Annotated in this window: 26 protein-coding genes; 8 read left to right on the top strand and 18 right to left on the bottom strand. The window is 56.9% G+C overall.

Annotation, left to right across the window (positions count from 1 at the left end):
- Window positions 1-8: 8 nt before the first annotated feature.
- From nuoF to ABLV64_RS17620, 6 genes are all read right to left on the bottom strand, one after another.
- A complete protein-coding gene (gene nuoF, locus ABLV64_RS17645; RefSeq protein ID WP_002913158.1) occupies window positions 9-1,346 on the bottom strand; it encodes an NADH-quinone oxidoreductase subunit NuoF in 1,338 nt (445 codons plus the stop codon).
- Window positions 1,343-1,843 carry an NADH-quinone oxidoreductase subunit NuoE gene (gene nuoE, locus ABLV64_RS17640; protein WP_002913160.1) on the bottom strand — a complete coding sequence of 167 codons (501 nt, stop codon included), beginning with the start codon at window positions 1,841-1,843 and terminating at the stop codon, window positions 1,343-1,345. Before nuoE ends, nuoF begins: the two co-directional genes overlap by 4 nt.
- 2 nt (window positions 1,844-1,845) lie before the next feature.
- Window positions 1,846-3,654, bottom strand: coding sequence for an NADH-quinone oxidoreductase subunit C/D (nuoC, locus tag ABLV64_RS17635; protein WP_004201746.1), 1,809 nt, complete (start codon window positions 3,652-3,654; stop codon window positions 1,846-1,848).
- 87 nt (window positions 3,655-3,741) lie between these two features.
- Window positions 3,742-4,416 (bottom strand): NADH-quinone oxidoreductase subunit NuoB, encoded by a 675-nt coding sequence (nuoB, locus tag ABLV64_RS17630; RefSeq protein ID WP_002913178.1) that lies wholly within the window; start codon window positions 4,414-4,416, stop codon window positions 3,742-3,744.
- 15 nt (window positions 4,417-4,431) lie between these two features.
- A complete protein-coding gene (nuoA, locus tag ABLV64_RS17625; protein ID WP_002913181.1) occupies window positions 4,432-4,878 on the bottom strand; it encodes an NADH-quinone oxidoreductase subunit NuoA in 447 nt (148 codons plus the stop codon).
- A gap of 650 nt (window positions 4,879-5,528) precedes the next feature.
- The gene (locus tag ABLV64_RS17620) at window positions 5,529-6,455 is read right to left on the bottom strand and encodes a LysR family transcriptional regulator (RefSeq protein WP_049004653.1); all 927 of its coding nucleotides are present in this window, start codon (window positions 6,453-6,455) and stop codon (window positions 5,529-5,531) included.
- Window positions 6,456-7,330: 875 nt separating this feature from the next.
- On the opposite strand from ABLV64_RS17620, the gene alaA reads away from it, so the two are divergent.
- Together alaA and yfbR are read left to right on the top strand one after the other, a co-directional pair.
- Window positions 7,331-8,548: an alanine transaminase AlaA gene (gene alaA, locus ABLV64_RS17615; RefSeq protein WP_004201748.1), complete on the top strand. Its 1,218-nt coding sequence runs from the start codon at window positions 7,331-7,333 to the stop codon at window positions 8,546-8,548.
- An 81-nt stretch (window positions 8,549-8,629) separates the two neighbouring features.
- A complete protein-coding gene (yfbR, locus tag ABLV64_RS17610) occupies window positions 8,630-9,229 on the top strand; it encodes a 5'-deoxynucleotidase (protein ID WP_004201749.1) in 600 nt (199 codons plus the stop codon).
- 45 nt (window positions 9,230-9,274) lie between these two features.
- Here yfbR and ABLV64_RS17605 read toward each other — a convergent pair whose 3' ends face one another.
- The 4 genes from ABLV64_RS17605 to yfbV all read right to left on the bottom strand — a co-directional run bounded on the left by ABLV64_RS17605 (window position 9,275) and on the right by yfbV (window position 12,892).
- The gene (locus tag ABLV64_RS17605) at window positions 9,275-11,107 is read right to left on the bottom strand and encodes an SLC13 family permease (RefSeq protein ID WP_004201750.1); all 1,833 of its coding nucleotides are present in this window, start codon (window positions 11,105-11,107) and stop codon (window positions 9,275-9,277) included.
- 76 nt (window positions 11,108-11,183) lie between these two features.
- Window positions 11,184-11,843, bottom strand: coding sequence for a sugar phosphatase (locus ABLV64_RS17600; protein WP_004201751.1), 660 nt, complete (start codon window positions 11,841-11,843; stop codon window positions 11,184-11,186).
- Window positions 11,844-11,854: 11 nt separating this feature from the next.
- On the bottom strand, window positions 11,855-12,349 hold the full coding sequence (locus ABLV64_RS17595) for a YfbU family protein (protein ID WP_004201754.1): 495 nt from the start codon (window positions 12,347-12,349) through the stop codon (window positions 11,855-11,857).
- 87 nt (window positions 12,350-12,436) lie between these two features.
- Window positions 12,437-12,892 (bottom strand): terminus macrodomain insulation protein YfbV, encoded by a 456-nt coding sequence (yfbV, locus tag ABLV64_RS17590; protein ID WP_002913194.1) that lies wholly within the window; start codon window positions 12,890-12,892, stop codon window positions 12,437-12,439.
- A 338-nt stretch (window positions 12,893-13,230) separates the two neighbouring features.
- Here yfbV and ackA point away from each other — a divergent pair, with 338 nt between their 5' ends.
- Window positions 13,231-14,433 carry an acetate kinase gene (gene ackA, locus ABLV64_RS17585; protein ID WP_004201756.1) on the top strand — a complete coding sequence of 401 codons (1,203 nt, stop codon included), beginning with the start codon at window positions 13,231-13,233 and terminating at the stop codon, window positions 14,431-14,433.
- 190 nt (window positions 14,434-14,623) lie between these two features.
- The gene (pta, locus tag ABLV64_RS17580) at window positions 14,624-16,771 is read left to right on the top strand and encodes a phosphate acetyltransferase (RefSeq protein WP_348843039.1); all 2,148 of its coding nucleotides are present in this window, start codon (window positions 14,624-14,626) and stop codon (window positions 16,769-16,771) included.
- An 88-nt stretch (window positions 16,772-16,859) separates the two neighbouring features.
- Here the strand turns inward: pta and yfcD are convergent, their stop codons facing one another.
- The 3 genes from yfcD to yfcF are packed head-to-tail and all read right to left on the bottom strand — an operon-like array spanning window position 16,860 to window position 18,721.
- Entirely contained in the window at window positions 16,860-17,411 is a 552-nt protein-coding gene (yfcD, locus tag ABLV64_RS17575; protein ID WP_002913197.1) for an NUDIX hydrolase YfcD, read from the bottom strand.
- A gap of 57 nt (window positions 17,412-17,468) precedes the next feature.
- A complete protein-coding gene (yfcE, locus tag ABLV64_RS17570) occupies window positions 17,469-18,020 on the bottom strand; it encodes a phosphodiesterase (RefSeq protein ID WP_049092044.1) in 552 nt (183 codons plus the stop codon).
- A gap of 56 nt (window positions 18,021-18,076) precedes the next feature.
- Window positions 18,077-18,721, bottom strand: a complete 645-nt coding sequence (gene yfcF / locus ABLV64_RS17565; protein ID WP_004201762.1) for a glutathione transferase — start codon at window positions 18,719-18,721, stop codon at window positions 18,077-18,079.
- 169 nt (window positions 18,722-18,890) lie between these two features.
- On the opposite strand from yfcF, the gene yfcG reads away from it, so the two are divergent.
- The 3 genes from yfcG to ABLV64_RS17550 all read left to right on the top strand — a co-directional run bounded on the left by yfcG (window position 18,891) and on the right by ABLV64_RS17550 (window position 20,860).
- The gene (yfcG, locus tag ABLV64_RS17560) at window positions 18,891-19,520 is read left to right on the top strand and encodes a GSH-dependent disulfide bond oxidoreductase (RefSeq protein WP_004201763.1); all 630 of its coding nucleotides are present in this window, start codon (window positions 18,891-18,893) and stop codon (window positions 19,518-19,520) included.
- A 65-nt stretch (window positions 19,521-19,585) separates the two neighbouring features.
- Window positions 19,586-19,948: a dihydroneopterin triphosphate 2'-epimerase gene (folX, locus tag ABLV64_RS17555; protein WP_002913200.1), complete on the top strand. Its 363-nt coding sequence runs from the start codon at window positions 19,586-19,588 to the stop codon at window positions 19,946-19,948.
- Between the two features lie 18 nt (window positions 19,949-19,966).
- Window positions 19,967-20,860 carry a TIGR01777 family oxidoreductase gene (locus tag ABLV64_RS17550; protein WP_217324761.1) on the top strand — a complete coding sequence of 298 codons (894 nt, stop codon included), beginning with the start codon at window positions 19,967-19,969 and terminating at the stop codon, window positions 20,858-20,860.
- On the opposite strand, the gene ABLV64_RS17545 is transcribed toward ABLV64_RS17550, so the two are convergent.
- Window positions 20,840-20,956: a hypothetical protein gene (locus ABLV64_RS17545; protein ID WP_032425776.1), complete on the bottom strand. Its 117-nt coding sequence runs from the start codon at window positions 20,954-20,956 to the stop codon at window positions 20,840-20,842. The genes ABLV64_RS17550 and ABLV64_RS17545 overlap by 21 nt on opposite strands.
- 119 nt (window positions 20,957-21,075) lie before the next feature.
- Here ABLV64_RS17545 and ABLV64_RS17540 point away from each other — a divergent pair, with 119 nt between their 5' ends.
- Complete coding sequence (locus tag ABLV64_RS17540) at window positions 21,076-21,603, top strand: GNAT family N-acetyltransferase (RefSeq protein WP_017899517.1); 528 nt, start codon at window positions 21,076-21,078, stop codon at window positions 21,601-21,603.
- A 5-nt stretch (window positions 21,604-21,608) separates the two neighbouring features.
- On the opposite strand, the gene hisP is transcribed toward ABLV64_RS17540, so the two are convergent.
- From hisP to hisJ, 4 genes are all read right to left on the bottom strand, one after another.
- Window positions 21,609-22,382: a histidine ABC transporter ATP-binding protein HisP gene (gene hisP / locus ABLV64_RS17535; RefSeq protein WP_002913206.1), complete on the bottom strand. Its 774-nt coding sequence runs from the start codon at window positions 22,380-22,382 to the stop codon at window positions 21,609-21,611.
- 7 nt (window positions 22,383-22,389) lie between these two features.
- A complete protein-coding gene (gene hisM, locus ABLV64_RS17530) occupies window positions 22,390-23,106 on the bottom strand; it encodes a histidine ABC transporter permease HisM (protein ID WP_002913207.1) in 717 nt (238 codons plus the stop codon).
- Window positions 23,103-23,789, bottom strand: a complete 687-nt coding sequence (locus ABLV64_RS17525; protein WP_004201769.1) for a histidine ABC transporter permease HisQ — start codon at window positions 23,787-23,789, stop codon at window positions 23,103-23,105. Before ABLV64_RS17525 ends, hisM begins: the two co-directional genes overlap by 4 nt.
- A gap of 66 nt (window positions 23,790-23,855) precedes the next feature.
- Window positions 23,856-24,638 (bottom strand): histidine ABC transporter substrate-binding protein HisJ, encoded by a 783-nt coding sequence (gene hisJ / locus ABLV64_RS17520; RefSeq protein WP_002913209.1) that lies wholly within the window; start codon window positions 24,636-24,638, stop codon window positions 23,856-23,858.
- Between the last annotated feature and the right edge of the window lie 5 nt (window positions 24,639-24,643).

Genomic DNA, 24,643 nt, shown 5'->3' with positions numbered 1-24,643 from the left:
CCTTTAGATTACCAGCGCGTCTTAAGCAGGTTCGGCTGAATCCCGTTGATTGCATGGGTATTGCTGAACTGCTGCTTAATGCCAGCCTCGAATTCTTCGCGGAAATATTTAATCGCGCTCTGCAGCGGCTCAACCGCGCCCGGCGCGTGCGCGCAGAAGGTTTTCCCTGGGCCCAGGAATCGACACAGTTGCTCAAGCGTTTCGATATCGCCAGGCTGACCTTCGCCGCGCTCCAGGGCGCGCAGGATCTTCACGCTCCACGGCAGACCATCGCGGCACGGCGTACACCAGCCACAGGACTCGCGGGCAAAGAACTCTTCGAGGTTGCGCACCAGCGAGACCATGTTGATCTCGTGGTCAACGGCCATCGCCAGCGAGGTGCCCAGACGGCTGCCCGCTTTACCAATGCTTTCGAACTCCATCGGCAGATCGAGGTGCGCTTCGGTGAGGAAGTCGGTCCCTGCCCCACCCGGCTGCCAGGCTTTAAACTTCAGGCCATCGCGCATACCGCCGGCGTAATCTTCAAGGATCTCGCGGGCAGTGGTGCCGAACGGCAGCTCCCAGACGCCCGGGTTCTTCACGCGGCCGGAGAAGCCCATCAGCTTGGTGCCGGCATCTTTACTGGTGGAGATGTTCTGGTACCACTCGACGCCGTTAGCCAGAATCGCCGGCACGTTGCACAGGGTTTCCACGTTGTTGACGCAGGTCGGCTTACCCCACACGCCGGAGCTCGCCGGGAACGGCGGCTTGGAGCGCGGGTTAGCGCGGCGGCCTTCCAGGGAGTTGATCAGCGCCGTCTCTTCGCCGCAGATATAGCGTCCTGCCCCGGTGTGGACAAACAGCTCGAAGTCAAAACCAGTGCCGAGGATATTTTTCCCCAGCAGGCCCGCCTCGGTGGCTTCGGCAATCGCGCGGCGCAGATGCTGGGCCGCTTCGATATACTCTCCGCGCAGGAAGATGTAGCCGCGATAAGCCTTCAGCGCAAAGGCGGAGATCAGCATGCCTTCCACCAGCAGGTGCGGGAGCTGCTCCATCAGCAGGCGGTCTTTATAGGTGCCCGGCTCCATCTCATCGGCGTTACACAGCAGGTAACGGATGTTCATGGATTCGTCTTTCGGCATCAGGCTCCACTTCAGACCGGTGGAGAAGCCCGCGCCGCCGCGCCCTTTCAGGCCAGCGTCTTTTACCGCCGTGACGATCTCGTCCGGCGCCATGCCGGTCAGCGCTTTTCGCGCCCCTTCATAGCCATTTTTGCTGCGATACTCGTCCAGCCAGACCGGCTGCTTGTCGTCGCGCAGGCGCCAGGTGAGCGGATGCGTTTCCGCAGTACGAATTACGGTTTTCATTTGTACTGCTCCAGCAGGTCAGGAATTGCCTCCGGCGTCAGATGGCTGTGAGTGTCCTCATCAATCATCATGGTCGGTCCCTTGTCGCAGTTGCCCAGGCAGCAGGTCGGCAGCAGGGTAAAGCGGCCATCAAAGGTGGTCTGCCCTGGCTTGATGTTCAGCTTCTTCTCGATGGCGGCCTGAATCCCCTGATAGCCGGTAATGTGACACACCACGCTGTCGCAGTAGCGGATCACGTGACGGCCAACCGGCTGGCGGAAAATTTGGCTATAGAACGTCGCCACGCCTTCGACGTCGCTGGCCGGGATGCCCAGCACATCGGCAATGGCGTAGATCGCGCCATCCGGCACCCAGCCGCGCTGTTTCTGAACGATTTTCAGCGCTTCGATGGACGCCGCACGCGGGTCTTCGTAGTGGTGCTTCTCGTGCTCAATAGCCTCACGCTCTGCCGCACTCAGCTCAAAAGCCTCGGTTTGTGGTTGTTGATTCTCGTGCATAATTAGCGGTCCACGTCTGACATAACAAAATCGATACTACCCAGATAGACGATCAGGTCGGATACCAGGCTGCCGCGGATCGCCGACGGGATCTGCTGCAGGTGCGCAAAGCTCGGCGTGCGGACGCGGGTACGGTAGCTCATGGTGCTGCCGTCGCTGGTCAGGTAGTAACTGTTAATCCCCTTGGTCGCCTCAATCATCTGGAAGGATTCGTTGGCCGGCATGACCGGGCCCCACGATACCTGCAGGAAGTGGGTGATCAGGGTTTCGATATGCTGCAGCGTGCGCTCTTTCGGCGGCGGCGTGGTCAGCGGGTGATCCGCTTTGAACGGCCCTTCCGGCATATTGTCGAGGCACTGCTGAAGAATGCGCAGGCTCTGGCGCAGCTCTTCGACTTTCAGCATCACGCGGGTGTAGCAGTCAGAAACGCCACCGCCGGTCGGGACTTCGAAGTCGAAATTTTCGTAGCCAGAATAAGGACGCCATTTACGCACGTCGAAGCCGATACCTGTGGCGCGCAGGCCTGCGCCGGTGGTGCCCCACTCCAGCGCCTCTTTGGCGGTATAGGCTGCCACGCCGACGGAACGGCCCTTCAGAATGGTGTTGCGCAGGGCGGCTTTTTCATAGGAGTCCAGACGCTTCGGCATCCACTCGAGGAACTCACGCAGCAGACGATCCCAGCCGCGCGGCAGATCGTGCGCGACGCCGCCGATGCGGAACCACGCCGGGTGCATACGGAAACCGGTGATCGCTTCCACCAGATCGTAGATTTTCTGCCGATCGGTAAAGGCGAAGAAGACCGGCGTCATCGCGCCGACGTCCTGAATAAAGGTTGAGATATACAGCAGGTGGCTGTTGATGCGGAACAGTTCGGAGAGCATCACGCGGATCACGTTGACGCGATCCGGCACGGTGATCCCGGCCAGTTTTTCTACGGCCAGCACGTACGGCATCTCGTTGACGCAGCCGCCAAGGTATTCGATACGGTCGGTGTACGGGATGTAGCTGTGCCAGGACTGGCGCTCGCCCATCTTCTCGGCGCCGCGGTGGTGGTAACCGATATCCGGCACGCAGTCGACGATCTCTTCGCCATCCAGCTGCAGAATAATGCGGAAGGCACCGTGCGCGGACGGGTGGTTCGGACCGAGGTTGAGGAACATGAAGTCCTCGTTGTCGGTGCCGCGTTTCATGCCCCACTCTTCCGGTTTGAAAGTCAGCGCTTCCATCTCCAGATCCTGTTTGGCTTTGGTCAGCTCAAACGGATCGAATTCGGTGGCGCGCGCCGGGTAGTCTTTACGCAGCGGGTGGCCTTCCCAGGTCGGCGGCATCATGATGCGACGCAGATTTGGGTGGCCATCGAAGGTAATACCAAACATTTCCCAGGTTTCACGTTCATACCAGTTGGCGTTGGGGAACAGTTTGGTGAAGGTTGGCAGATGCAGATCGTTTTCAGACAGCGCCACCTTGAGCATGATGTCGCGGTTGCGGTCGATGGAAATCAGGTGATAGAAAACGGAAAAATCCGCGGCGGGCAGGCCATCGCGGTGCGTGCGCAGACGTTCGTCCATACCGTGCAGGTCAAACAGCATCACGTAAGGCTTCGGCAATTTCTTCAGGAAATCACCCACCTCAAGCAGCTGCTCGCGCTTGACCCATACCACCGGTACGCCGGTGCGGGTTGGCTGAACGGTAAAGGCATCCGGCCCAAAGCGGTTGCGCAGTTCGCCGATCACCGGGTCATCAAGGTGATCGCGGGTTTGCCAGGCTGGTGCGGCGTCATGCGCGGTTAAATCGGTCATATTGTTCACCATTGCAAAAGGTCCGTGGTGACTGCCGGGCGAGACTTCGCGCTGTTGTAGATTGATTTGCGAAGTGTTTCTCCCGCCCGCAGGCGCAAATTAAATCTCGTCCGGCGTCCGCAGATTGGTCACTGCAATACGTTCGCCGCGTTTACGCTCGCGTTCCGACTGCATATTGGCGCGATAGACGCCCTGATCGCCAACCACCCATGAGAGCGGACGACGTTCTTTACCAATGGACTCCTGCAGCAGCATCAGCGCCTGCATATAGGCCTCCGGACGCGGCGGGCAGCCCGGGATGTACACATCGACCGGGATGAATTTATCCACGCCCTGGACGACGGAATAGATGTCGTACATGCCGCCGGAGTTCGCGCAGGCGCCCATGGAAATCACCCACTTCGGCTCCAGCATCTGATCATAGAGACGCTGAATCACCGGCGCCATTTTGGTGAAGCAGGTTCCGGCGACCACCATCAGGTCCGCCTGACGCGGAGAGGCGCGCAGAACTTCGGCCCCAAAGCGCGCAACGTCATGCACCGCAGTGAATGACGTCACCATTTCCACATAACAGCAAGAAAGGCCGAAGTTATACGGCCAAATTGAGTTCTTACGGCCCCAGTTCACCATGTCATGCAGCGCGTGTTCGAGTTTCCCCATATACACGCTTTTGTTGACTTCCTGCTCCAGGGGGTCGGTAACGATCTCCTGTTTCTGCAGGGGGTAACGGTCGTTCTCACCGTTAGGATCTATGCGGGTGAGCGTATAATCCATCTTATTGCCTCGCTTTTACTGCATATGACGGTTAGTGGGACTGTCTGTTTCCGGGTTAACCAGCGTGCGACGGGAACGCGCAGGCGTCCAGTCCAGTGCGCCGATGCGAACGAGATAAACCAGACCAGCCAGTAGCACTAAAATGAAAATTGCGGCTTCCACAAAGCCGACCCAACCGCTCTCGCGGATGGAGGTCGACCATGCGTAGAGATACAGGGCTTCCACATCGAAGATAACGAAGAACATGGCAACCAGATAAAACTTCGCAGAAAGACGTAAGCGGGCCGAACCAACGGAGTCGATCCCCGATTCAAACGGCGTGTTTTTGCTACGCGCGCGCGCGCGACCGCCAAGGTACCAGCCGCCGACGAGCATCAGGCAGCACAGGCCGATAGCGATGATGAGAAATATAGCGAATGCCCAGTGATGAGCGATGACTTCAGTGGATGTTGACATACGCATTGCTTAACCAAAAAAGTGTAGCGCCAAAACCCTCTGCTCTTACTGGCAGATGAACGCCACAGCGTTTCACGGGAGGAATAAAAAATAACCGTGCAAAAAAGCGTCCCTGGAAGATGTGAGAAGCCCAGATGCCGTGGCTTTTTACCCCTTTCTTTAACCTTTTGTCAACTTTAACAAAAGTTTTCATAACATTAATTTACATTGGAATCTTTTCATTAACATTAAATGCCCTTTTATGCGAAATAACCTTGCATACTGTTCGGTTTTAGTGTTGTTGAATCGTGTCCGTTTCCGTCGTAAATCAAAAATCCCTGCTATTTTGACAGGATTTAGCCTCGATTCCTCCCCCCAAAGAGGGGTATTTTCTTGATCTGCGACACGGTTTTGTTAATTACCCCAGGAAATCGGCAACAATCCATCCGGTTTTTTAACATTAGCAGGAAGTGTTGAAAGTGCTGGGAAAAGTCGGCAAGGTGAGCGCCAGGTCACGCCAATATGCTGATTTTCTTGCAAAGAAATAAAAAAAAGATTCAAAACATCAATAATAGTGCAAAAAAAAGAGCCACCAGACGGGAAACCCACCCTTGAGGCTCTTTTTGGGCACTTACATTCTGTTACCAGTTTTTGTGATCTTTGTTAGCAAAATAACCTCACAAAATGAAGGTGCTTCCTCCCTCTTCCGGAGTAAGTGCCGGCCCGGCGCGCCAGGGATCGCTCTCCTGGCTCAGAGACTGAAAAATCGCCTGCGGTAGTTCGCCCACCGTCTGCGGATTGCAGCTAACGACGTACCGGGTATCCGGCAGGACCGGCAGGTCATCGCTGATGCCGGCCACGCGCAAATCCGGGCTCATCATTTCGACCGGACGCGCGGTGACCCCCAGCCCGGCTTTCACCGCCGCTTTCACCCCGGAGAGCGACGAGGCGCCGTGAGCCAGATGCCAGGAGACGCGGGCAGCCTCCAGCGCGGCGATGATGTCCTCACGGAACGGGCCAGGCTCTTCGAGCAAGATGAGGGGGATCGATTCCCCTTTCGCCAGCACGTAGTCCGCTGCACAGTACCAGAGGGTAGGCGACGTTCTCAGCGTGAAAGCGGTAAAACCGGGAAGCTGATGGGTGGTTAATGCCAGATCGACCTCTCCCGCGCTCAGCATCGCCATGATGACGGCATGGGGATGGACTTTAATCTCCAGCGTCATTCTGGGATAGAAGCAGCCGATGCGGTTTAACAGAAACGGCAGGATAGTATCAGCGGTTTCTTCCGACGCGCCGATGGTCAGTCCCCCCTGCAGGCTGCCATACATCAGCGACATGCAGGCTTCATCGTTAAAGCGCAGGATTTTGCGGGCATAGCCCAGCAGCTGGATGCCCTGCTCGGTCAGCAGTTTATTGCGTCCGTGACGAGCGAAAAGCTCCTTGCCAACCAGTTGCTCCAGGCGTTGCATTTGCTGGCTGACCGCGGACTGGGTACGACACACTGCGGCGGCGGCGGCAGCGAAGGTGTTCAAATCAGCGACTGCTACAAAGGTGCGCAGCAGATCGAGATCGAGGTTGAGTATCGGACGTGTTGTATTAATCATCTTTCTTCACTTACAGGTGGCTAACGCTGACCTGCCTTGTTGATGCTTTACGCCAGGTTTCCGGCTATTCCCTGAGCCTCGTGCTCACCGTCTGATGGCGGATAAACAACTGGACGAACGTTATTACATGCCAAAGTACTCGTCTGAGCAAATGCGCAGAACACCGGAGTAATATATTGTTCGTATTTCTCATTATTATTTATTACCACGGCCAGCCAGGCGTCTTACGTCGCCCCGGAAAATCGCGCAGTAGTGGTGAGAAAGCCTCTCTTTCGCCGGACTTCTTTTTGGCGAAAAACGAACAATAAAATCCTGTAATAACAATATATTAAATATCAATTCAGCCATAATTCATGCCGACTACCACTGATATTAACGGCGATATTCTAACCGATTCCCATCCTTTTTATAAGCCTTAATAAGGATTAACTGAGATAATTTTAAATTTTTTTCAGCATTTTATATAAATTAACAAACCTCAGATTATTACCTGTCAAAAATAATAATAATGCGCTTGCGCGCAGTTTTTTATTAAAATTATTTAACATCAAAATTACAAATCAACCGCTATGAGATTAAGAATAGCGTTTTCTAGCGGTCACCCATTCTCCAGCGCCCCGTTTACCTAACCAACAAACCAGATAAATGATGGTAAAAAAGGCACTACATCAACATAGACGACCGAAAAAATGCCATGAAAAGGCATAAACAATAGGAAAAACCAGCAACCAACAGATAAATCAATTACGCTTAAAATCCTGCATTAGCAAAATCTTCTCCTGCAAAGCCTTCAAAACAGCGGGGAGGCGGAGTACATTGTTCCGTGCTGACTTCCACGGCAGGGAGTGGCGATAACAGCTAAAAGGTCAAGATTCATGTCCCCCATCGAAAAATCCAGCAAGTTAGAGAACGTCTGTTATGACATCCGCGGACCGGTTCTGAAAGAAGCGAAACGTCTTGAAGAAGAAGGCAATAAGGTTCTGAAACTGAACATCGGCAACCCGGCGCCCTTCGGCTTCGAAGCCCCTGACGAGATCCTCGTCGACGTCATCCGCAATCTGCCTACCGCCCAGGGATACTGCGATTCGAAAGGATTGTACTCGGCGCGTAAAGCTATCATGCAGCATTACCAGGCACGGGGAATGCGCGATGTCACCGTGGAAGATATTTACATCGGCAACGGCGTGTCCGAGCTGATTGTGCAGGCGATGCAGGCGCTGTTAAACAGTGGCGATGAGATGCTGGTTCCCGCTCCGGACTACCCGCTGTGGACGGCGGCGGTGTCTCTTTCCAGTGGTAAAGCGGTGCACTATCTGTGTGACGAATCCTCTGACTGGTTTCCGGATCTTGACGATATCCGCGCCAAAATCACGCCTCGCACCCGCGGGATCGTGATCATCAACCCCAACAACCCCACCGGCGCGGTCTACTCCAAAGAGCTGCTGCAGGAGATCGTGGAGATCGCCCGCCAGCACAACCTGATTATTTTCGCCGATGAGATCTACGACAAGATCCTCTACGACGAAGCCCAGCATCACTCGATTGCCGCTCTGGCGCCGGATCTGCTGACGGTGACCTTCAACGGACTGTCGAAAACTTACCGCGTCGCCGGCTTCCGTCAGGGCTGGATGGTGCTGAACGGCCCGAAAAAACACGCGAAAGGCTATATCGAAGGACTGGAAATGCTTGCCTCGATGCGTCTGTGCGCCAACGTGCCGGCCCAGCATGCTATCCAGACCGCGCTGGGCGGCTACCAGAGTATCAGCGAATTCATCATTCCCGGCGGGCGTCTGTATGAACAACGCAACCGCGCCTGGGAGCTGATCAACGATATTCCGGGCGTCTCCTGCATGAAGCCAAAAGGCGCGCTGTACATGTTCCCGAAAATTGACGCCAAACGCTTCAATATTCACGACGACCAGAAAATGGTGCTCGATTTCCTGCTGCAGGAGAAAGTGCTGCTGGTGCAGGGTACTGCCTTTAACTGGCCGTGGCCGGATCACGTGCGTATTGTGACCCTGCCTCGCGAAGACGACCTGGAAATGGCGATCTCCCGCTTTGGCCGCTTCCTCTCCGGCTACCATCAGCTTTAGTCGTGCTGCCGCCGGCATTTGCATCCGGCGGCGATCCCTGCGCACAATGGAACCCGATGTTGTCACTGATTAAGGGTCCCTATGAGTCAGAGTCATTTCTTTGCCCACCTCTCCCGTCTGAAACTGATTAACCGCTGGCCGCTGATGCGCAACGTGCGCACCGAAAATGTCTCCGAGCACAGCCTGCAGGTGGCGATGGTCGCCCACGCGCTGGCGGCGATTAAAAACCGCAAATTTGGCGGCCAGGTCAACCCAGAGCGTATCGCCCTGCTGGCGATGTACCACGACGCCTCCGAGGTTTTAACCGGTGATCTCCCTACCCCGGTGAAATATTTTAATTCACAGATTGCTCAGGAATATAAGGCGATTGAGAAAATCGCCCAGCAGAAGCTGGTGGATATGGTGCCTGACGAGCTGCGCGATATTTTCGAACCGCTGATTGACGAGCATCATTACAGTGAGGAAGAGCAGTCGATCGTCAAACAGGCTGACGCCCTCTGCGCCTACCTGAAATGCCTCGAAGAGCTGTCGGCGGGCAACAACGAATTTCTGCTGGCCAAAGGCCGTCTGGAAAAAACGCTGGCGTCGCGGCGCAGCGCGGAGATGGATTACTTTATGCAGGTGTTTGTCCCGAGCTTCCAGCTGTCGCTGGATGAAATCAGCCAGGATTCGCCGCTGTAATTTTTCAGGCCGGGCAGCGGTCGCCCCCTACCCGGCCTGCATATCTTAAAACGGGAAGAGCACCGGGATCAGCAGAACGCAGACCACCATCACCAGCACGGTAAAGGGCACGCCGATTTTGACAAAATCGCTAAATGAGTACTTACCCGGGCCAAGCACCAGAGTATTAACCGGCGAAGAGACCGGGGTCATAAACGCCGCCGAAGCCGCCATCGCCACCACCATGGCAAAGGGATACGGCGACACACCCATCGACTTCGCCGCCGCCAGGGCAATAGGCGCCATCAGCACCGCGGTGGCCGTGTTAGAGATAAACAGGCCTATCGCCGCGCACATCACAAACAGGCAGCCGAGCATCAGATAAGGCCCCTCGCCTCCGGCGACGTCCATTAGTCCCTTAACCACCAGATCCACCCCACCGGTTTTCTGCAACGCCAGGGCGAACGGCATCATCCCGACAATCAGAATGATGCTCGGCCAGTGGATCGCCTTGTAGGCGCTTTCGGCGTTGATACAGCGGAATTTGCCCATCAGCAGACAGGCGATGATCGCGGCGATGGGGTTGGGGATTTCATCCGTCAGCATCAGGGCCACCATCAGGACCAGACAGAAAATCGCGTGCGGAGCCTGGCTGTGGGCCGGCGAAGCGTCATCGACCTCAACCGGCATATTGAGCACCACGAAATCCCGGCCGCGCTTCGCCAGCAGGGCAATTTGCCGCCAGTTGCCGACCACCAGCAGAATATCGCCGAGCTGCAGCGGCTCATCGACCACGGAACCATCCATCGCCTTGCCATCGCGCTTCATGCCGACGATATTGAGACCAAACCGGGTGCGGAAGGCTATCTCACGCACCGTTTTGCCTATCATCTCTGAATCCGGGATCAGAGCCACCTCCGCCATCCCCACATCCAGCGCCTGATCGGCAAAATACTCCCCGCGCAGCACCATCGGCTCGAGCATTTGCTCGCCGCAGAACTGGCGCAAGTCGACATCGGAGGCAGACATATCGATTAGCAGGACGTCGCGGGCGCGAAATTCCGAGACCCCATTGACGTTAACAATCACCCGACGGAACCGCCGCCAGCGCTCAACGCCGATGACGTTGGCACAGTAGCGCTCACGCAGCTTTAAATCATCCAGTCGCTGACCGATCATCGGCGAACCGGGTCGGATCGCCAGCCGGCGAGCGCGGCCGGTGAGGTGATATTCGCGGATCAAATCGCGAAAGGTACTTCTTTTTCGCCCATCGCGCGCGGAATCGCCATTATCCGTCTTCAGCATAAAGCGCACCGCCAGCATATAGACGATGCCCAGGATCAGCACCACCAGGCCAATCGGCGTGACGCTGAAAAAACTGAAGCCGTGCAGTCCTTCGCGCAGCAGTTCACTGTTGACCACCAGGTTGGGCGGCGTCGCCACCAGGGTCATCATCCCGCTGATAAGCCCGGCGAAGCTCAGCGGCATCATCAGCCGCGAGGGTGAGGTATTCATCCGCGCCGAGACGCTGAGGACCACCGGAATGAAAATGGCGACCACGCCGGTGGAGCTCATAAACGCGCCCAACCCGGCGACGGTGAGCATCAGGTAGATCAGCATTTTGGTTTCGCTGTTGCCTGCCACGCTCACCAGCCAGGCGCCCATCTTGGTGGCCACCCCGGTACGCACCAGGCCGTCGCCGATAATAAACAGGGCGGCAATCAGGATCACGTTAGGATCGCTGAACCCGGAAAAAGCTTCAGTCAGCGTCAGCGTGCCGCTGAGGACAAAGGCGACAATGACCATCAGGGCGATAGCATCCATGCGCACCTTACCGGTAGCAAACAGCACAACCGCGATGGCCAGGAGGGATAAAACCCAAATCAATTCACCGTTCACAACGTTTCCTTGTCACAAGTGGGAGTCGACATAGTGGCATAAAAAAGCCCCGACGACGCGGGGCGAAATCATGGGTTTACGCTTTAAGACGCACATTTACCACGCCGTCAGTCTGGCGTTCAACCACCAGATCTTCCAGGCTGCTCAGCACGAGGTCAGCTTCATCCCGACGGGGGGCATCGGCGGGCACGTTGACCGCGATAGTGCGACAGCCGGCCGCCAGTCCGGAGAGGAGCCCCGCCGGCGCATCTTCCACCACCGCGCACTCCCCGGCAGGCAGACCCAGCCGCTCGGCGCCCAGCAGATAGGCGTCCGGCGCCGGCTTGCCATGCTTCACCTGCTCAGCGGTGACAAACACCTCCGGCATCGGCAGGCCCGCCGCGCGGTGACGCGCATGGGCAACCGGAATCGAGCCGGAGGTGACAATCGCCCACGGGATCCCGGCCTCATTGAGCGTATTCAGCAGGGCTAACGCCCCCGGTAGAGCGACGATGCCTTCGATATCAGTGGCTTCCATCTGCTCGAGATAACGGAATTCGGCCTGGATATCCTCCTCGCTGCGACCCGGCATAAAATGGCGAATGGAGGTAATGGCCTGCTTGCCGTGAATAAAACTGAGAATTTCATCATGGTCAATGGCGAAACGATCCCCCCATTTGCACCATGAACGCTCCACCACCGGCAAGGAATCCACCAGCGTCCCGTCTAAATCGAACAGGAAACCTTTACACTGCACGGGCACCTCCCTCAGGCATTGATGATTTGGTTAATTTCGTTACTGCTCAGATGATACTGGCGTGGGCAGGCGTGCCAGACGCTCAGCATCCGCTGATATTTCTCCCACATCGGGGTCTGCGAGTTAAAGCCATGGGTGCCGGCGTCAAAGTGGCTGTAACGGCCTTCAACGTTGACCATAAAGCGCACGTAGCCGAGAAAGCGCGCTTCGGTGGCGGCATCAAATCCGAGGAAGGTGACCCGACGCTCGTCGATACCCGCCGCATCTTTCAGGTTGGTCCAGGAGACGTGTAGCGCGTGGTACATCTCCATGATGTCGATTACGGTACGGCAGGTTTCTTCCGTCAGCTGGCCGAACTCGCGGTCCAGTTCACGCATCTGCAGCCCATACCCACGCTCAATGATGGTTTGCAGACGACGGTAGCGCTCCGCATTGTCCGGGTCGAGCATCGTCATCATCTTGTACTGATTGGATAAAATCAGACGCTGCGCATTGGTCATTTCCATGTTGTGACTCCTGTAGCACGGTAGGGCGTGAAATAAAGAAGGCGCATAAATCATGCGCCTTCTTTTATATGCGTTTTCCGTAGTGAATTACAAATCATCAAGGAAAGTTTTATCGAGTTGTTTGAAGGCGCGCTTAAGCGTGTCAGCCAACGCCTGATAATCGGGCTTGCCTTCGACAGGCGCCAGCGCCTGCCCCGCCTCCTGCAGTTTGCCGCGTACTTCGTAGAACCAGTTAAGAATGGAAGGCGGCAGCGGCGTCACTGAACGTTTACCCAACCACCATAACCCCTGCATCGGCAGGCTCAGTGCAAACAGCGCAGTGGCCACGGCGGGCCCCAGCTGGCCGCCCAGCGCTATCTGCCAGCAGAGGGTGAAAATGGCGATCGGCGGCATGATTCGGATGGCGTAGCGGGTGGCACGAATGATGCGGTTTTCAATAAATACCGGCGCGAGGCGCTTGTCGAGAGGCCAGGTCTTCGCGTAGTGCTGCCCGCGGTTGAACAAGCTAAAGAAGCTAACGGGGCGTTTCTCAGGGGTCGACATGGCTTTACCTCAACTTTACATATAAAACTTAAAAAATTCGTGCAAAACACCAACTATGCATGACATCGTTCAAAAGATTTTGGCAAAGGATGCCGCAATCAGGTATCCTGTGCCCGCCTGAAAGGGCGGATAGACTCTTTTGCCAGGCTAGTCAAATTATCGCATATTCTGCCATTGGCTGAAAATTATGCAAAATGGCATAAAATCAAATGTACTTATCTCATCGTGCCTGAAAACAGAACAAGGCATGATGTTAATCATAAATGTCGAGGTCATCCTGCGCTACGCTAATGACACACTGACGTTTTTTTAGCCACGTATCATAAAAAGGTACTTCCATGTCGAGTAAGTTAGTACTGGTTCTGAACTGCGGTAGCTCCTCTCTGAAATTTGCTATCCTTGACGCCGTTAACGGCGACGAATACCTGTCCGGTTTAGCGGAATGCTTCCACCTGCCAGAAGCCCGTATCAAATGGAAAATTGACGGCGGCAAACAAGAAGCCGAATTAGGCGCGGGCGCCGCGCACAGCGAAGCACTGAACTTTATCGTTAACACTATTCTGGCACAAAAACCAGAACTGTCTGCTCAGCTGACCGCAATTGGCCACCGTATCGTCCACGGCGGTGAAAAATACACCAGCTCCGTCGTCATCGACGAGTCCGTGATTCAGGGCATTAAAGACGCGGCGTCCTTCGCACCGCTGCACAACCCGGCACATCTGATCGGCATCGCTGAAGCGCTGAAATCCTTCCCGCACCTGAAAGACAAAAACGTGGCAGTATTCGATACGGCGTTCCACCAGACCATGCCGGAAGAATCCTATCTCTACGCCCTGCCGTACAGCCTGTACAAAGAGCACGGCGTTCGTCGTTACGGCGCACACGGCACCAGCCACTTCTACGTGACTCAGGAAGCCGCTAAGATCCTGAACAAGCCGGTTGAAGAGCTGAACATCATCACCTGCCACCTTGGCAACGGTGGTTCGGTTTCCGCTATTCGTAACGGCAAATGCGTTGACACCTCCATGGGTCTGACCCCGCTGGAAGGCCTGGTGATGGGTACCCGCTCCGGCGATATCGATCCGGCAATCATCTTCCATCTGCACGACACCCTGGGCATGAGCGTTGACGCCATCAACAAAATGCTGACCAAAGAGTCCGGCCTGCTGGGCCTGACCGAAGTCACCAGCGACTGCCGCTACGTGGAAGACAACTACCAGGAAAAAGCCGACGCTAAACGCGCGATGGACGTCTACTGCCACCGCCTGGCGAAATACATCGGCTCCTACACCGCGCTGATGGACGGCCGTCTCGACGCCGTGGTCTTCACCGGTGGCATCGGTGAAAACGCCGCGATGGTGCGTGAGCTGTCGCTGGGCAAACTGGGCGTACTGGGCTTCGAAGTTGACCATGAGCGTAACCTGGCTGCCCGCTTCGGCAAGTCTGGCTTCATCAACAAAGAAGGCACCCGTCCTGCCGTGGTTATCCCGACCAACGAAGAGCTGGTCATCGCGCAAGACGCCAGCCGTCTGACCGCATAATTCCACACCGCCAGCCCTGACCCGCAATACTTCGCGCTGCAGGAAGGCGGCGACACAGCAGATCCCCGGCGCATACGCGACCGGGGTGAGCAAGTAGAGCCAACGCACGTGCAACGTGGAGTATGACGGGTCGCTGGTGGTGCTGTTTTGTATCCCGCCTGATACTGGCGGTAACGAAAGAGGATATACCGTGTCCCGTACTATCATGTTAATTCCTACCGGTACCAGCGTAGGTCTGACCAGCGTCAGCCTCGGTGTGATCCGCGCTATGGAACGCAAAGGCGTTCGTCTGAGCGTCTTTAAACCTATCGCCCAGCCGCGCTCCGGCGGCGATGCCCCGGACCAGACCACCACCATCGTTCGCGCCAGCTCCTCCACCACCACCGCTGCTGAACCGCTGAAGATGAACCACGTTGAATCTCTGCTCTCCAGCAATCAGAAAGATGTGCTGATGGAAGAGATCATCGCCAACTATCACGCGAACACCCAGGACGCGGAAGTGGTGCTGGTGGAAGGCCTGGTGCCGACCCGTAAGCATCAGTTCGCCCAGGCGCTGAACTTTGAAATCGCCAAAACCCTGAACGCGGAAATCGTCTTCGTCATGTCGCAAGGCACCGATACGCCAGAACAGCTGAACGAGCGTATTGAACTGACCCGTAACAGCTTTGGCGGCGCGAAAAACACCAGCATCACCGGCGTTATCATCAACAAACTGAACGCGCCGGTCGACGAGCAGGGCCGTACCCGTCCTGACCTGTCGGAAATTTTCGACGACTCATCCAAAGCGAAAGTCGTGAAGATCGACCCGGCTCAGCTGCAAAAAGGCAGCGCGCTGCCGGTGCTGGGCGCCGTACCGTGGAGCTTCGATCTGATCGCCACCCGCGCGATCGACATGGCCCATCACCTGAATGCGACCATCATCAACGAAGGCGATATCAACACCCGCCGCGTGAAATCCGTGACCTTCTGCGCGCGCAGCATCCCGCACATGCTGGAGCACTTCCGCGCAGGTTCGCTGCTGGTTACTTCCGCAGATCGTCCTGACGTGCTGGTTGCCGCCTGCCTGGCAGCGATGAACGGCGTGGAAATCGGCGCCATCCTGCTGACCGGCGGCTATGAAATGGACGCGCGCATCAGCAAGCTGTGCGAACGCGCCTTCGCCACCGGCCTGCCGGTGTTTATGGTCAACACCAACACCTGGCAGACCTCCCTGAGCCTGCAGAGCTTCAACCTCGAAGTACCGGTTGACGATCACGAGCGCATTGAGAAAGTTCAGGAATACGTTGCCAACTACATCAACGCCGACTGGATCGAATCGCTGACCGCGACCTCCGAGCGCAGCCGTCGTCTCTCTCCGCCAGCCTTCCGCTACCAGCTGACCGAGCTGGCGCGTAAAGCCGGCAAACGCGTCGTTCTGCCGGAAGGCGACGAGCCGCGTACCGTGAAAGCCGCAGCCATCTGCGCCGAACGCGGGATCGCCACCTGTGTGCTGCTGGGCAACCCGGATGAGATTAACCGCGTTGCAGCAGCGCAGGGCGTTGAGCTGGGCGCCGGTATCGAAATCGTCGACCCGGAAGTGGTGCGCGAAAGCTACGTGGCTCGCCTGGTCGAACTGCGTAAGAACAAGGGCATGACCGAAGCCGTCGCCCGCGAGCAGCTGGAAGATAACGTGGTTCTCGGCACCCTGATGCTGGAACAGGACGAAGTCGATGGCCTGGTGTCCGGCGCGATACACACCACCGCCAACACCATTCGTCCGCCGCTGCAGCTGATCAAAACCGCACCGGGCAGCTCGCTGGTCTCTTCCGTGTTCTTCATGCTGCTGCCGGAACAAGTTTATGTTTACGGCGACTGCGCGATCAACCCGGATCCGACCGCAGAGCAGCTGGCGGAAATCGCGATTCAGTCCGCTGACTCCGCGATTGCCTTCGGCATCGAACCGCGCGTGGCGATGCTCTCCTACTCCACCGGTACTTCCGGCGCGGGTAGCGATGTAGAAAAAGTCCGCGAAGCGACCCGTCTGGCGCAGGAAAAACGTCCTGACCTGATGATCGACGGCCCGCTGCAGTATGACGCCGCGGTGATGGCTGACGTCGCGAAATCCAAAGCGCCGAACTCGCCGGTAGCTGGCCGCGCGACCGTGTTCATCTTCCCGGATCTGAACACCGGTAACACCACTTACAAAGCGGTACAGCGCTCTGCCGACCTGATCTCCATCGGGCCGATGCTGCAGGGTATGCGCAAGCCGGTCAACGATCTGTCTCGTGGCGCGCTGGTTGACGATATCGTCTACACCATCGCACTGACCGCGATCCAGTCAGCTCAGCAGCAGAAGTAATCGCCCGCTGAGAGAAAGCAAAAGGCAGCCAGATGGCTGCCTTTTTTGTCAGGAGGCGAACAGCAGTTGCTGCCACGCGTTAGCGCGTTTATTCGCGCTCGCTCTCTTCCGCGTCATCATACTCGTTGCCGGCGTTACGGGTCATCCACAGCGCCAGCGCTTTCAGCGAGTCGGGCGTGAACTCATCGCAGCGGGCGGTGATCTCTTCCGGCGTTAACCAGCACACCTCGCTCACCTCCTCTTCCTGCAGGGCAAACGGCCCGTGGGAGACGCAGCTGAACAGGCTTCCCCAGACGCGGCAGAATTTATCTTCGTAGTAGAACTGGCCGTGATCGGCAAACGGCACCCCGGCGATGCCTAACTCCTCTTCCGCCTCCCGACGGGCCGACTCCAGCAACTGCTCATCAGCCTGCACGACGCCGCCGGCGGTGGCATCCAGCATGCCCGGATGAAAGTCTTTTGTCTCGGTGCGTCGCTGCACCAGAATTTTCCCCATTCCGTCGTGAACGACGATATAGGTCGCCCGGTGGCGCAGGCACTGCGCGCGCATCTGCTCGCGGCTGGACTGTGCTATCACCTCATTGTTTTCATTAACAATATCGACCCATTCTGTGCTTGCCAAATGATTCTGTTCCGCCATCAGGAAACCTTACTTTAAAAGCGCTCTTGCGGCGCGTCTTTATGATTGAGGGCTAAATTACGGGTAAATTGCGACCTCTGCAATAACCTGATTATCATTGAGTGCTAAAACCTGCAGACGCCCCTCATCCAGTAGCCCATAGCTGGCGGAATATCCCCCTTTCGGGATACTCACTGAGCCTGGATTAAACAGAGAGAACGCCCCGCGTTTTTCAGCAACCGGAATATGAGTATGGCCATACGTCAGGACATCGCCAGCGGCAAGTGGCGGCAAATTGTCCGGGCTATAAAGATGACCGTGGGTCAGAAACAGGCGGTAGCCTTCGCCAAGCACCTGCTGCCAGGGCGCGGTCATGGGAAAACGAAGCAGCATTTGATCCACTTCGCTGTCGCAGTTACCGCGAACCGCAATGATGCGCTCCGCCACGCTGTTCAGCCGCTCGGCCACCTCCGCCGGAGCATAGCCTTCCGGCAGCGCGTTGCGTGGCCCGTGATTAAGCACATCGCCGAGGATGATCAGCCAACTGGCGCTACTTTGCGCGAACCGCTCAAGCACGCGTTCCGTCGCAGGTAGCGAACCATGAATATCGGAGGCAAACATCAGCTTCATAGGTTCCATCTCCACTGGTTACGATGCCTCTATGATAGCGGAAGCGCGGCGGGTTATCAGCCTCCGCGTTTGGCGGAAAGCGCCGCGTAACGCTGGATTGAGGCCCGCTGCCACTGGAAAGTCGCATAATCCGCCAGCGCCTCCGGCACCTCATCGCCATTAAGAACCAGACGATTGAGCATCAGCGCCAGGTCGGCATCGGCAATAGACCATTCGCCGAATAAATTTTGCCCGCCGTGGGCCAGCAGCGTGGTAGCGGTGGCAAACAGTTTTTCCGCCGACCGCTTGCCTGCCTCGCTGAGCGCCGGCATTTTCACCCCGCCAAACACCACGGCGGTGGATCGCTCTTCACGAATGGGCACCAGATCGCTGCGTAGCCAGGCCTGGATCTGCCGGGCGCGGGCCCGCTTTTGCAGATCGTGTGGATAAAGGCGCTCCCACTCAGGCGGCGCGAAACGCTCATCCAGATATTCGGTAATCGCCGAAGACTCGCTCAGCGCGAAATCGTCAACCTCCAGCAGCGGTACGCGACGGGTGGCAGTATAGCCCGTCCAGCCGGCCTGCAGATGTTCGCCGCTGCCCAGGTCGATGGTTTTAAGGCTAAAAGGCAGGCTCTTTTCCTGTAGCGCGACATAAACAGACATCACGTACGGTGAGAAAAAATCGGCATCGGACCACAGGGTAATCACAGGCTGGCTCATAACTTCCTCAGGGTTGGTAGACAGGGCAATAAACCAACATAGCCTGTCTTACCGGCGATGTCACTGCTCGTCCGCTGCGTGGCTGGCGCCCCGCTCGCGGATTTTTTCCCGGGTCGCGCAGCTTCACCTATACTCGATCAGTTTGCGACCCACGACGGCGGGAAATATTATGATCGATCTCTACTATGCACCCACCCCAAACGGCCACAAAATCACCCTGTTTCTCGAAGAGGCGCAGCTGGCCTATCGGCTAATTCGGGTCGATATTGGCAAAGGGGAGCAGTTTCATCCGCAGTTTCTGGCGATTTCGCCGAATAACAAAATTCCAGCTATCGTCGACCACATGCCTGCCGACGGCGGCGCGCCGTTGAGCGTCTTCGAGTCCGGCGCCATCCTGCTCTATCTGGCGGAAAAAAGCGGCAAGCTGCTGAGCGGGGAGCTGCGGGCGCGCTATACCACCCTGCAGTGGTTGTTCTGGCAGGTCGGCGGCCTGGGGCCGATGCTGGGGCAAAATCAGCATTTTTCCCACTCAGCGCCGCAAACCGTGCCCTACGCAATTGAGCGTTTTCAGGTGGAAACCCAGCGACTCTATGGGGTACTGAATCACCGCCTGGGATCCAGCCCGTGGCTGGGCGGGGACCACTACAGCATCGCCGACATCGCCGCCTGGCCATGGGTGAACTGCCATGTCCGCCAGCGGATCGATCTGGCGAACTATCCGGCGGTGCATAACTGGTATGAGCGCATTAAGCAGCGGCCGGCGACGGTGGAAGCGATGCTAAAAATTCAGCCTTATTAACCCCCTGCTCGCCCGTCGCGCTTTGTTGTATGATTGCAGGACTTAAACCACGGAGGAAGCCTGCAATGTCTCAACCAGACGCCATTATTCGTATTAAGAACCTGCGCCTGCGTACTTTTATTGGTATTAAAGAGGAAGAGATCGCCAACCGCCAGGACGTGGTAGTGAATGTGGCCATTCACTACCCTGCCGATAAAGCGCGCGACAGCGAGGACATTAATGATGCGTTGAACTACCGCACCATTACCAAACGCATCATTAGCCATCTTGAGAATGGTCGTTTCTCGCTGCTGGAAAAATTAACTCAGGATGTGCTGAATATCGCATGCGAACATCACTGGGTCACATATGCTGAAGTGGAGATCGATAAACTTCACGCGCTGCGCTATGCCGACTCGGTATCCATGACCATGAGCTGGCGGCGCTAACCATGTCAGGGAGGTGGTATGAAGATCCTGCTTACTGGTGGTACCGGCCTGATTGGCCGACATCTGATACCCAGACTGCTGGAGCTTGGGCATAGCGTCACGGTCTCCACCCGACATCCGGATACCGCCCGCGCCCGTCTCGATCCGCGCGTCACGCTGTGGCGCGATTTCGAGGGCCATCACCACCTCAATGGCATCGATGCCGTCATCAATCTGGCGGGCGAGCCCATCGCCGATAAACGCTGGACCGCCGAGCAGAAACAGCGCTTATGCCATAGTCGCTGGGATCTCACTCAGCGGCTGGTGGGCTTGATCCACGCCAGCGACACCCCTCCCTCCGTGCTGATCAGCGGGTCAGCCACCGGCTATTACGGCGACCTCGGCGAAGTGGTGGTGACTGAAGAAGAGCCGCCGCACAATGAGTTTACCCATAAGCTCTGCGCCCGCTGGGAGCAAATTGCCTGCGAAGCGCAAAGCGAGCGCACCCGCGTCTGTTTGCTGCGCACCGGCGTGGTACTGGCGCCGCGGGGCGGTATTCTTGGCAAAATGACCCCGGCCTTTAAGCTCGGCCTCGGTGGGCCTATCGGCAGCGGCAGACAGTACCTGGCCTGGATCCATATCGACGATATGGTTAACGGCATTCTGTGGCTGCTGGATAACGATCTGCGCGGCCCATTCAATATGGTTTCGCCCTATCCCGTGCATAACGAGCAGTTCGCCCACGCGCTGGGGCATGCGCTCAATCGACCGGCGATTTTCCGCGTTCCCGCCGCCGCCATCCGCCTGCTGATGGGCGAATCCGCTGTGCTGGTGCTCGGCGGCCAGCGCGCGCTGCCTAAGCGACTGGAAGCCACCGGCTTCGCCTTCCGCTGGTACGATCTCGACGAAGCGCTAAAGGATGTGCTGAGTTAATGGCTGACACAGGGGAGCATTGGCTCCCCTGATTCCATTCTGCTGGCTCATGCTCCACGCCTGGATGGCCTCAGCCTGGCGCTGCAGCATCGCCATATCCCGGACAGCCAGCGCCCTGAAGCGCCTGAGTTCATCGCCAGCCGGCCGGTTCGCCGGTGTTACCTGGCGAAGCAAAGTGCTAAGGTAGGCCTTTCCTTCTTCGAATTGACTGCTTTATGACGACCATCACCACGCCTCGCCTTTCGCTTACCCGCTTTGTTACCGATGACTGGCCCTTTTTTCTGCGCCTGCGCCAGGATCCGCAGGTGATGCGTTTTATGGGCGAAGTGTTAAGCGAGGAGGCGTTGCGCAGCGTGTTCGCCAGTCGCTGCGCCGATCCCGGCGTGTATGTTCTGCGTAATAAGCGCGGCGATGCGCTGGGCGATATTGGGCTTCGCATCAGCCCTAAAAATCCGCACGAGGCCGACGTCGGCTATGCGCTGCTGCCCGAGGCTCAGGGAAAAGGCTATGCCAGCGAAGCGCTGCGGGCGATCTGCGATTATGGTTTCAGCACGCTGGGGGTACAGGCCATCAATGCCTGGGTGTTGGGAGAGAATCGTGGATCATCGCGCCTGCTGGAGAAGCAAGGCTTTGTGCGCACGCAGGTGCTGGAGAAAGCCTATCATCTGAACGGCGTCGATTACGATGACTGGATTTACCGGCTGGAGCGTGAATCCCACCCGGCGCCCGCAGACGCCGGGTAAGCCGTTTATTTCAGCGAACCTTTCAGAAACTGCTGCAGGCGCGGGCTTTTCGGCGCGCCGAACAGCGCGTCCGGATGCCCTTCCTCTTCGATTTTTCCCTGATGCAGGAAAATGACATGCGAAGAGACGTGGCGGGCAAAGCCCATTTCGTGGGTCACCACCACCATGGTTTTCCCCTCTTCCGCCAACTGCTGCATGATGCGTAACACTTCGCCCACCAGCTCCGGATCCAGCGCGGAGGTCGGCTCATCGAACAGCAGCACTTCCGGCTCCATCGCCAGCGCGCGGGCAATAGAGACACGCTGCTGCTGGCCGCCGGAAAGATGCACCGGGTATTTCGCCTGCTGACGTTCGTCTATCCCGACCTTGGCCAGGTATTTTACCGCCCGTTCGCGCGCTTCCTGTTTGCTTAAGCCCAGCACCTGAATCGGCGCCTCCATGACGTTCTCCAGCACCGTCATATGGCTCCACAGATTGAAATGCTGAAACACCATGGTCAACCGGGTGCGCAGCAGGCGCAGCTGGTTCTTGTCGGCCACCTTCAGCTGACCGTCTTTATCCCGTACCAGGCCAATATTCTGGCCGCTGACGACGATCGTGCCTTCGCTCGGTTTTTCAAGGAAGTTAATACAGCGTAAAAAGGTACTTTTCCCGGAACCCGATGAACCGATGATACTGATAACGTCCCCGGCTTTCGCCTGCAGCGAGACGCCCTTCAGCACCTCGTGTTCCCCATAGCGTTTATGCAGATCGATAACGTTTAATTTATTGTCGGACATGGCGTTCTCAATGCGTCGAAGAAGGTTTGATATGCTGCAACCAACGCTTTTCCGCTTTGCGGAACAAGCTAATCAGCACATACGAGATAATTAAATAGAGCACCGCGGCGATGCCAAAGGCGGTGAACGGCTGATAGGTGGCCGAGTTGATATCGCGGGCGATTTTCAGCAGATCCGGCACCGTAGCGGTAAACGCCAGCGCCGTCGAGTGCAGCATCAGGATCACTTCGTTACTGTAGGCCGGCAGCGCAATCCGCAGCGCGGAAGGCAGGATGATGCAGCGGTACAGTTTGACCGAAGAGAAGCCGTAGGCCCGCGCCGCTTCAATTTCACCCGCCGGTACCGAGCGGATCGCGCCGGCGAAAATTTCGGTGGTATAAGCGCAGGTGTTCAGGGTCAGCGCCAGCACCGTACAGTTTAGCCCGCTGCGGAAAAAGGCGTTCAGCAGTTCAGTGCCTTTGACGATTTCCAGGGTGTACATACCGGAGTAAAAGACCAACAGCTGCACATACAGCGGCGTGCCGCGAAATATGTAAGTAAACAGCCAGATGGGAAACTGGATGAACTTATTGCTCGAAACGCGGCCGATTGCCAGAAAGACCGCCAGGATGCCCCCCATGACCACCGAAGAGATCAGCAACCATAAGGTAATCGCCACGCCGGTAAAGCGATAGCCGTCGGTCCACAGCAGGGATTTCCAATATTCCTGAATAATTTCAATCACAGGTCAGCCCTCTTGACGCCAACGGTATAGCGGCGTTCGAGCAGCAGCAGTACGCCATTAGAAAGGGTGGTAAATACCAGATAAATCAGGCCGCAGACGATGGCGAAGTAGAACGGCTGCCAGGTGCTTTTGCCCGCCAGCTGCGTGGCTTTGACCACATCCTCCAGCCCCAGCAGCGAGACCAGCGCCGTCGCCTTGAGGATAACCTGCCAGTTGTTGCCGATCCCCGGCAGCGCGTAGCGCATCATCGCCGGGAACAGGATGCGCCGGAACGTCTGCCCGCCGCTGAAGCCAAAGGCGGTGGCCGCTTCGATATGCCCCTTCGGCACCGCCAGGTAGGCGCCGCGGAAGGTTTCCGTAAAATAGGCGCCATAGATAAAGCCAAGGGTAATAATCCCGGCGATCATCGGGTCAATATCAAACTGCGCCATGCCCAGCGCATCGGTAACGCTGTTAAGCGCAATCTGCAGGCCGTAGAAAATCAACAGCATCAGCACCAGGTCGGGGACGCCGCGGATCAGTGTGGTATAGCCTTCAAATACCAGCGCCAGAGGACGATTGCTCGATAGCTTTGCGCCAGCGCCCGCCAGCCCAATCAGGACGGCGAGAACGACCGAGCTGAGCGCAAGCTCCAGGGTGACAAGCGCACCCTGCAAAATAACCTGTGAAAACCCATACAGCATGCTGCCTACCCTGTCTGTCATCCACCATTGCGCGTGAATCGGACGCGCAATGGTGAGGCGTGAGAATTATTCGCCGTATACGTTAAAATCGAAATATTTTTTCGCCAGCTTGTCGTAGGTGCCGTCCTTACGCATCTCTGCAAACGCTTTATTCAGCGCTTCGCGCAGTTCGTTGTCTTCCTTACGCAGCCCCATACCGGTGCCGACGCCGAACAGCTTTTCGTCCTTAATCGACGGACCGCCAAACTGATAATCTTTACCGATAGGCTGTTTCAGGAACCCTTCGCTGGCCGCGACCTCATCCTGGAAAGCGGCGTCAATACGGCCGGCGGTCAGGTCGGAATAGATATTGTCCTGCCCCTGATAGGAGACAATTTCGATACCTTTCGGCGCCCAGTGCTCATTACCATAAGTTTCCTGCGTCGTACCCTGCAGCACGCCCACGCGCTTACCCTTCAGGGTGGCAAGATCCGGCGTTACCGGGCTGCCCTTTTTCACCACCAGACGCGAATCAGCCGCATACAGTTTGTCGGTGAAAGCGATTTCCTGCTGACGCTTTTCGGTAATCGACAGCGAAGACATAATCGCGTCGATTTTCTTCGCTTTTAAAGAGGGGATCAGCGCATCCAGCGGGTTTTCCACAAAGGTACATTGGGTATTAATACGCTTACACAGCTCTTTTGCCAGATCGATATCAAAACCCACCAATTCCCCCTGCGCATTCTTCGATTCGAAGGGAGCATAAGTCGGATCGGTACCGATACGAATTTTTTGCGGAATAGCGGCAAAGACCGTGGAAACGCTGGAAAGGGCCAGCGCTAAAGAGAGAGACAACGCCAGTTTTTTCATAACTA

Origin of the sequence: Klebsiella sp. JB_Kp031, from assembly GCF_040064295.1 — a bacterium.
Lineage (GTDB): Bacteria > Pseudomonadota > Gammaproteobacteria > Enterobacterales > Enterobacteriaceae > Klebsiella > Klebsiella quasipneumoniae.
This window is presented reverse-complemented; position numbering and strand designations above follow the sequence as displayed.

Bases quoted from the DNA above. Each gene is read 5' to 3' on its own strand.
- nuoF (WP_002913158.1), bottom strand. From the start codon at position 1,346: ATGAAAACCGTAATTCGTACTGCGGAAACGCATCCGCTCACCTGGCGC.
- nuoE (WP_002913160.1), bottom strand. From the start codon at position 1,843: ATGCACGAGAATCAACAACCACAAACCGAGGCTTTTGAGCTGAGTGCG.
- nuoC (WP_004201746.1), bottom strand. From the start codon at position 3,654: ATGGTGAACAATATGACCGATTTAACCGCGCATGACGCCGCACCAGCC.
- nuoB (WP_002913178.1), bottom strand. From the start codon at position 4,416: ATGGATTATACGCTCACCCGCATAGATCCTAACGGTGAGAACGACCGT.
- nuoA (WP_002913181.1), bottom strand. From the start codon at position 4,878: ATGCGTATGTCAACATCCACTGAAGTCATCGCTCATCACTGGGCATTC.
- ABLV64_RS17620 (WP_049004653.1), bottom strand. From the start codon at position 6,455: ATGATTAATACAACACGTCCGATACTCAACCTCGATCTCGATCTGCTG.
- alaA (WP_004201748.1), top strand. From the start codon at position 7,331: ATGTCCCCCATCGAAAAATCCAGCAAGTTAGAGAACGTCTGTTATGAC.
- yfbR (WP_004201749.1), top strand. From the start codon at position 8,630: ATGAGTCAGAGTCATTTCTTTGCCCACCTCTCCCGTCTGAAACTGATT.
- ABLV64_RS17595 (WP_004201754.1), bottom strand. From the start codon at position 12,349: ATGGAAATGACCAATGCGCAGCGTCTGATTTTATCCAATCAGTACAAG.
- yfbV (WP_002913194.1), bottom strand. From the start codon at position 12,892: ATGTCGACCCCTGAGAAACGCCCCGTTAGCTTCTTTAGCTTGTTCAAC.
- ackA (WP_004201756.1), top strand. From the start codon at position 13,231: ATGTCGAGTAAGTTAGTACTGGTTCTGAACTGCGGTAGCTCCTCTCTG.
- yfcD (WP_002913197.1), bottom strand. From the start codon at position 17,411: ATGGCGGAACAGAATCATTTGGCAAGCACAGAATGGGTCGATATTGTT.
- yfcE (WP_049092044.1), bottom strand. From the start codon at position 18,020: ATGAAGCTGATGTTTGCCTCCGATATTCATGGTTCGCTACCTGCGACG.
- yfcF (WP_004201762.1), bottom strand. From the start codon at position 18,721: ATGAGCCAGCCTGTGATTACCCTGTGGTCCGATGCCGATTTTTTCTCA.
- yfcG (WP_004201763.1), top strand. From the start codon at position 18,891: ATGATCGATCTCTACTATGCACCCACCCCAAACGGCCACAAAATCACC.
- folX (WP_002913200.1), top strand. From the start codon at position 19,586: ATGTCTCAACCAGACGCCATTATTCGTATTAAGAACCTGCGCCTGCGT.
- ABLV64_RS17550 (WP_217324761.1), top strand. From the start codon at position 19,967: ATGAAGATCCTGCTTACTGGTGGTACCGGCCTGATTGGCCGACATCTG.
- ABLV64_RS17545 (WP_032425776.1), bottom strand. From the start codon at position 20,956: ATGGCGATGCTGCAGCGCCAGGCTGAGGCCATCCAGGCGTGGAGCATG.
- ABLV64_RS17540 (WP_017899517.1), top strand. From the start codon at position 21,076: ATGACGACCATCACCACGCCTCGCCTTTCGCTTACCCGCTTTGTTACC.
- hisP (WP_002913206.1), bottom strand. From the start codon at position 22,382: ATGTCCGACAATAAATTAAACGTTATCGATCTGCATAAACGCTATGGG.
- ABLV64_RS17525 (WP_004201769.1), bottom strand. From the start codon at position 23,789: ATGCTGTATGGGTTTTCACAGGTTATTTTGCAGGGTGCGCTTGTCACC.
- hisJ (WP_002913209.1), bottom strand. From the start codon at position 24,638: ATGAAAAAACTGGCGTTGTCTCTCTCTTTAGCGCTGGCCCTTTCCAGC.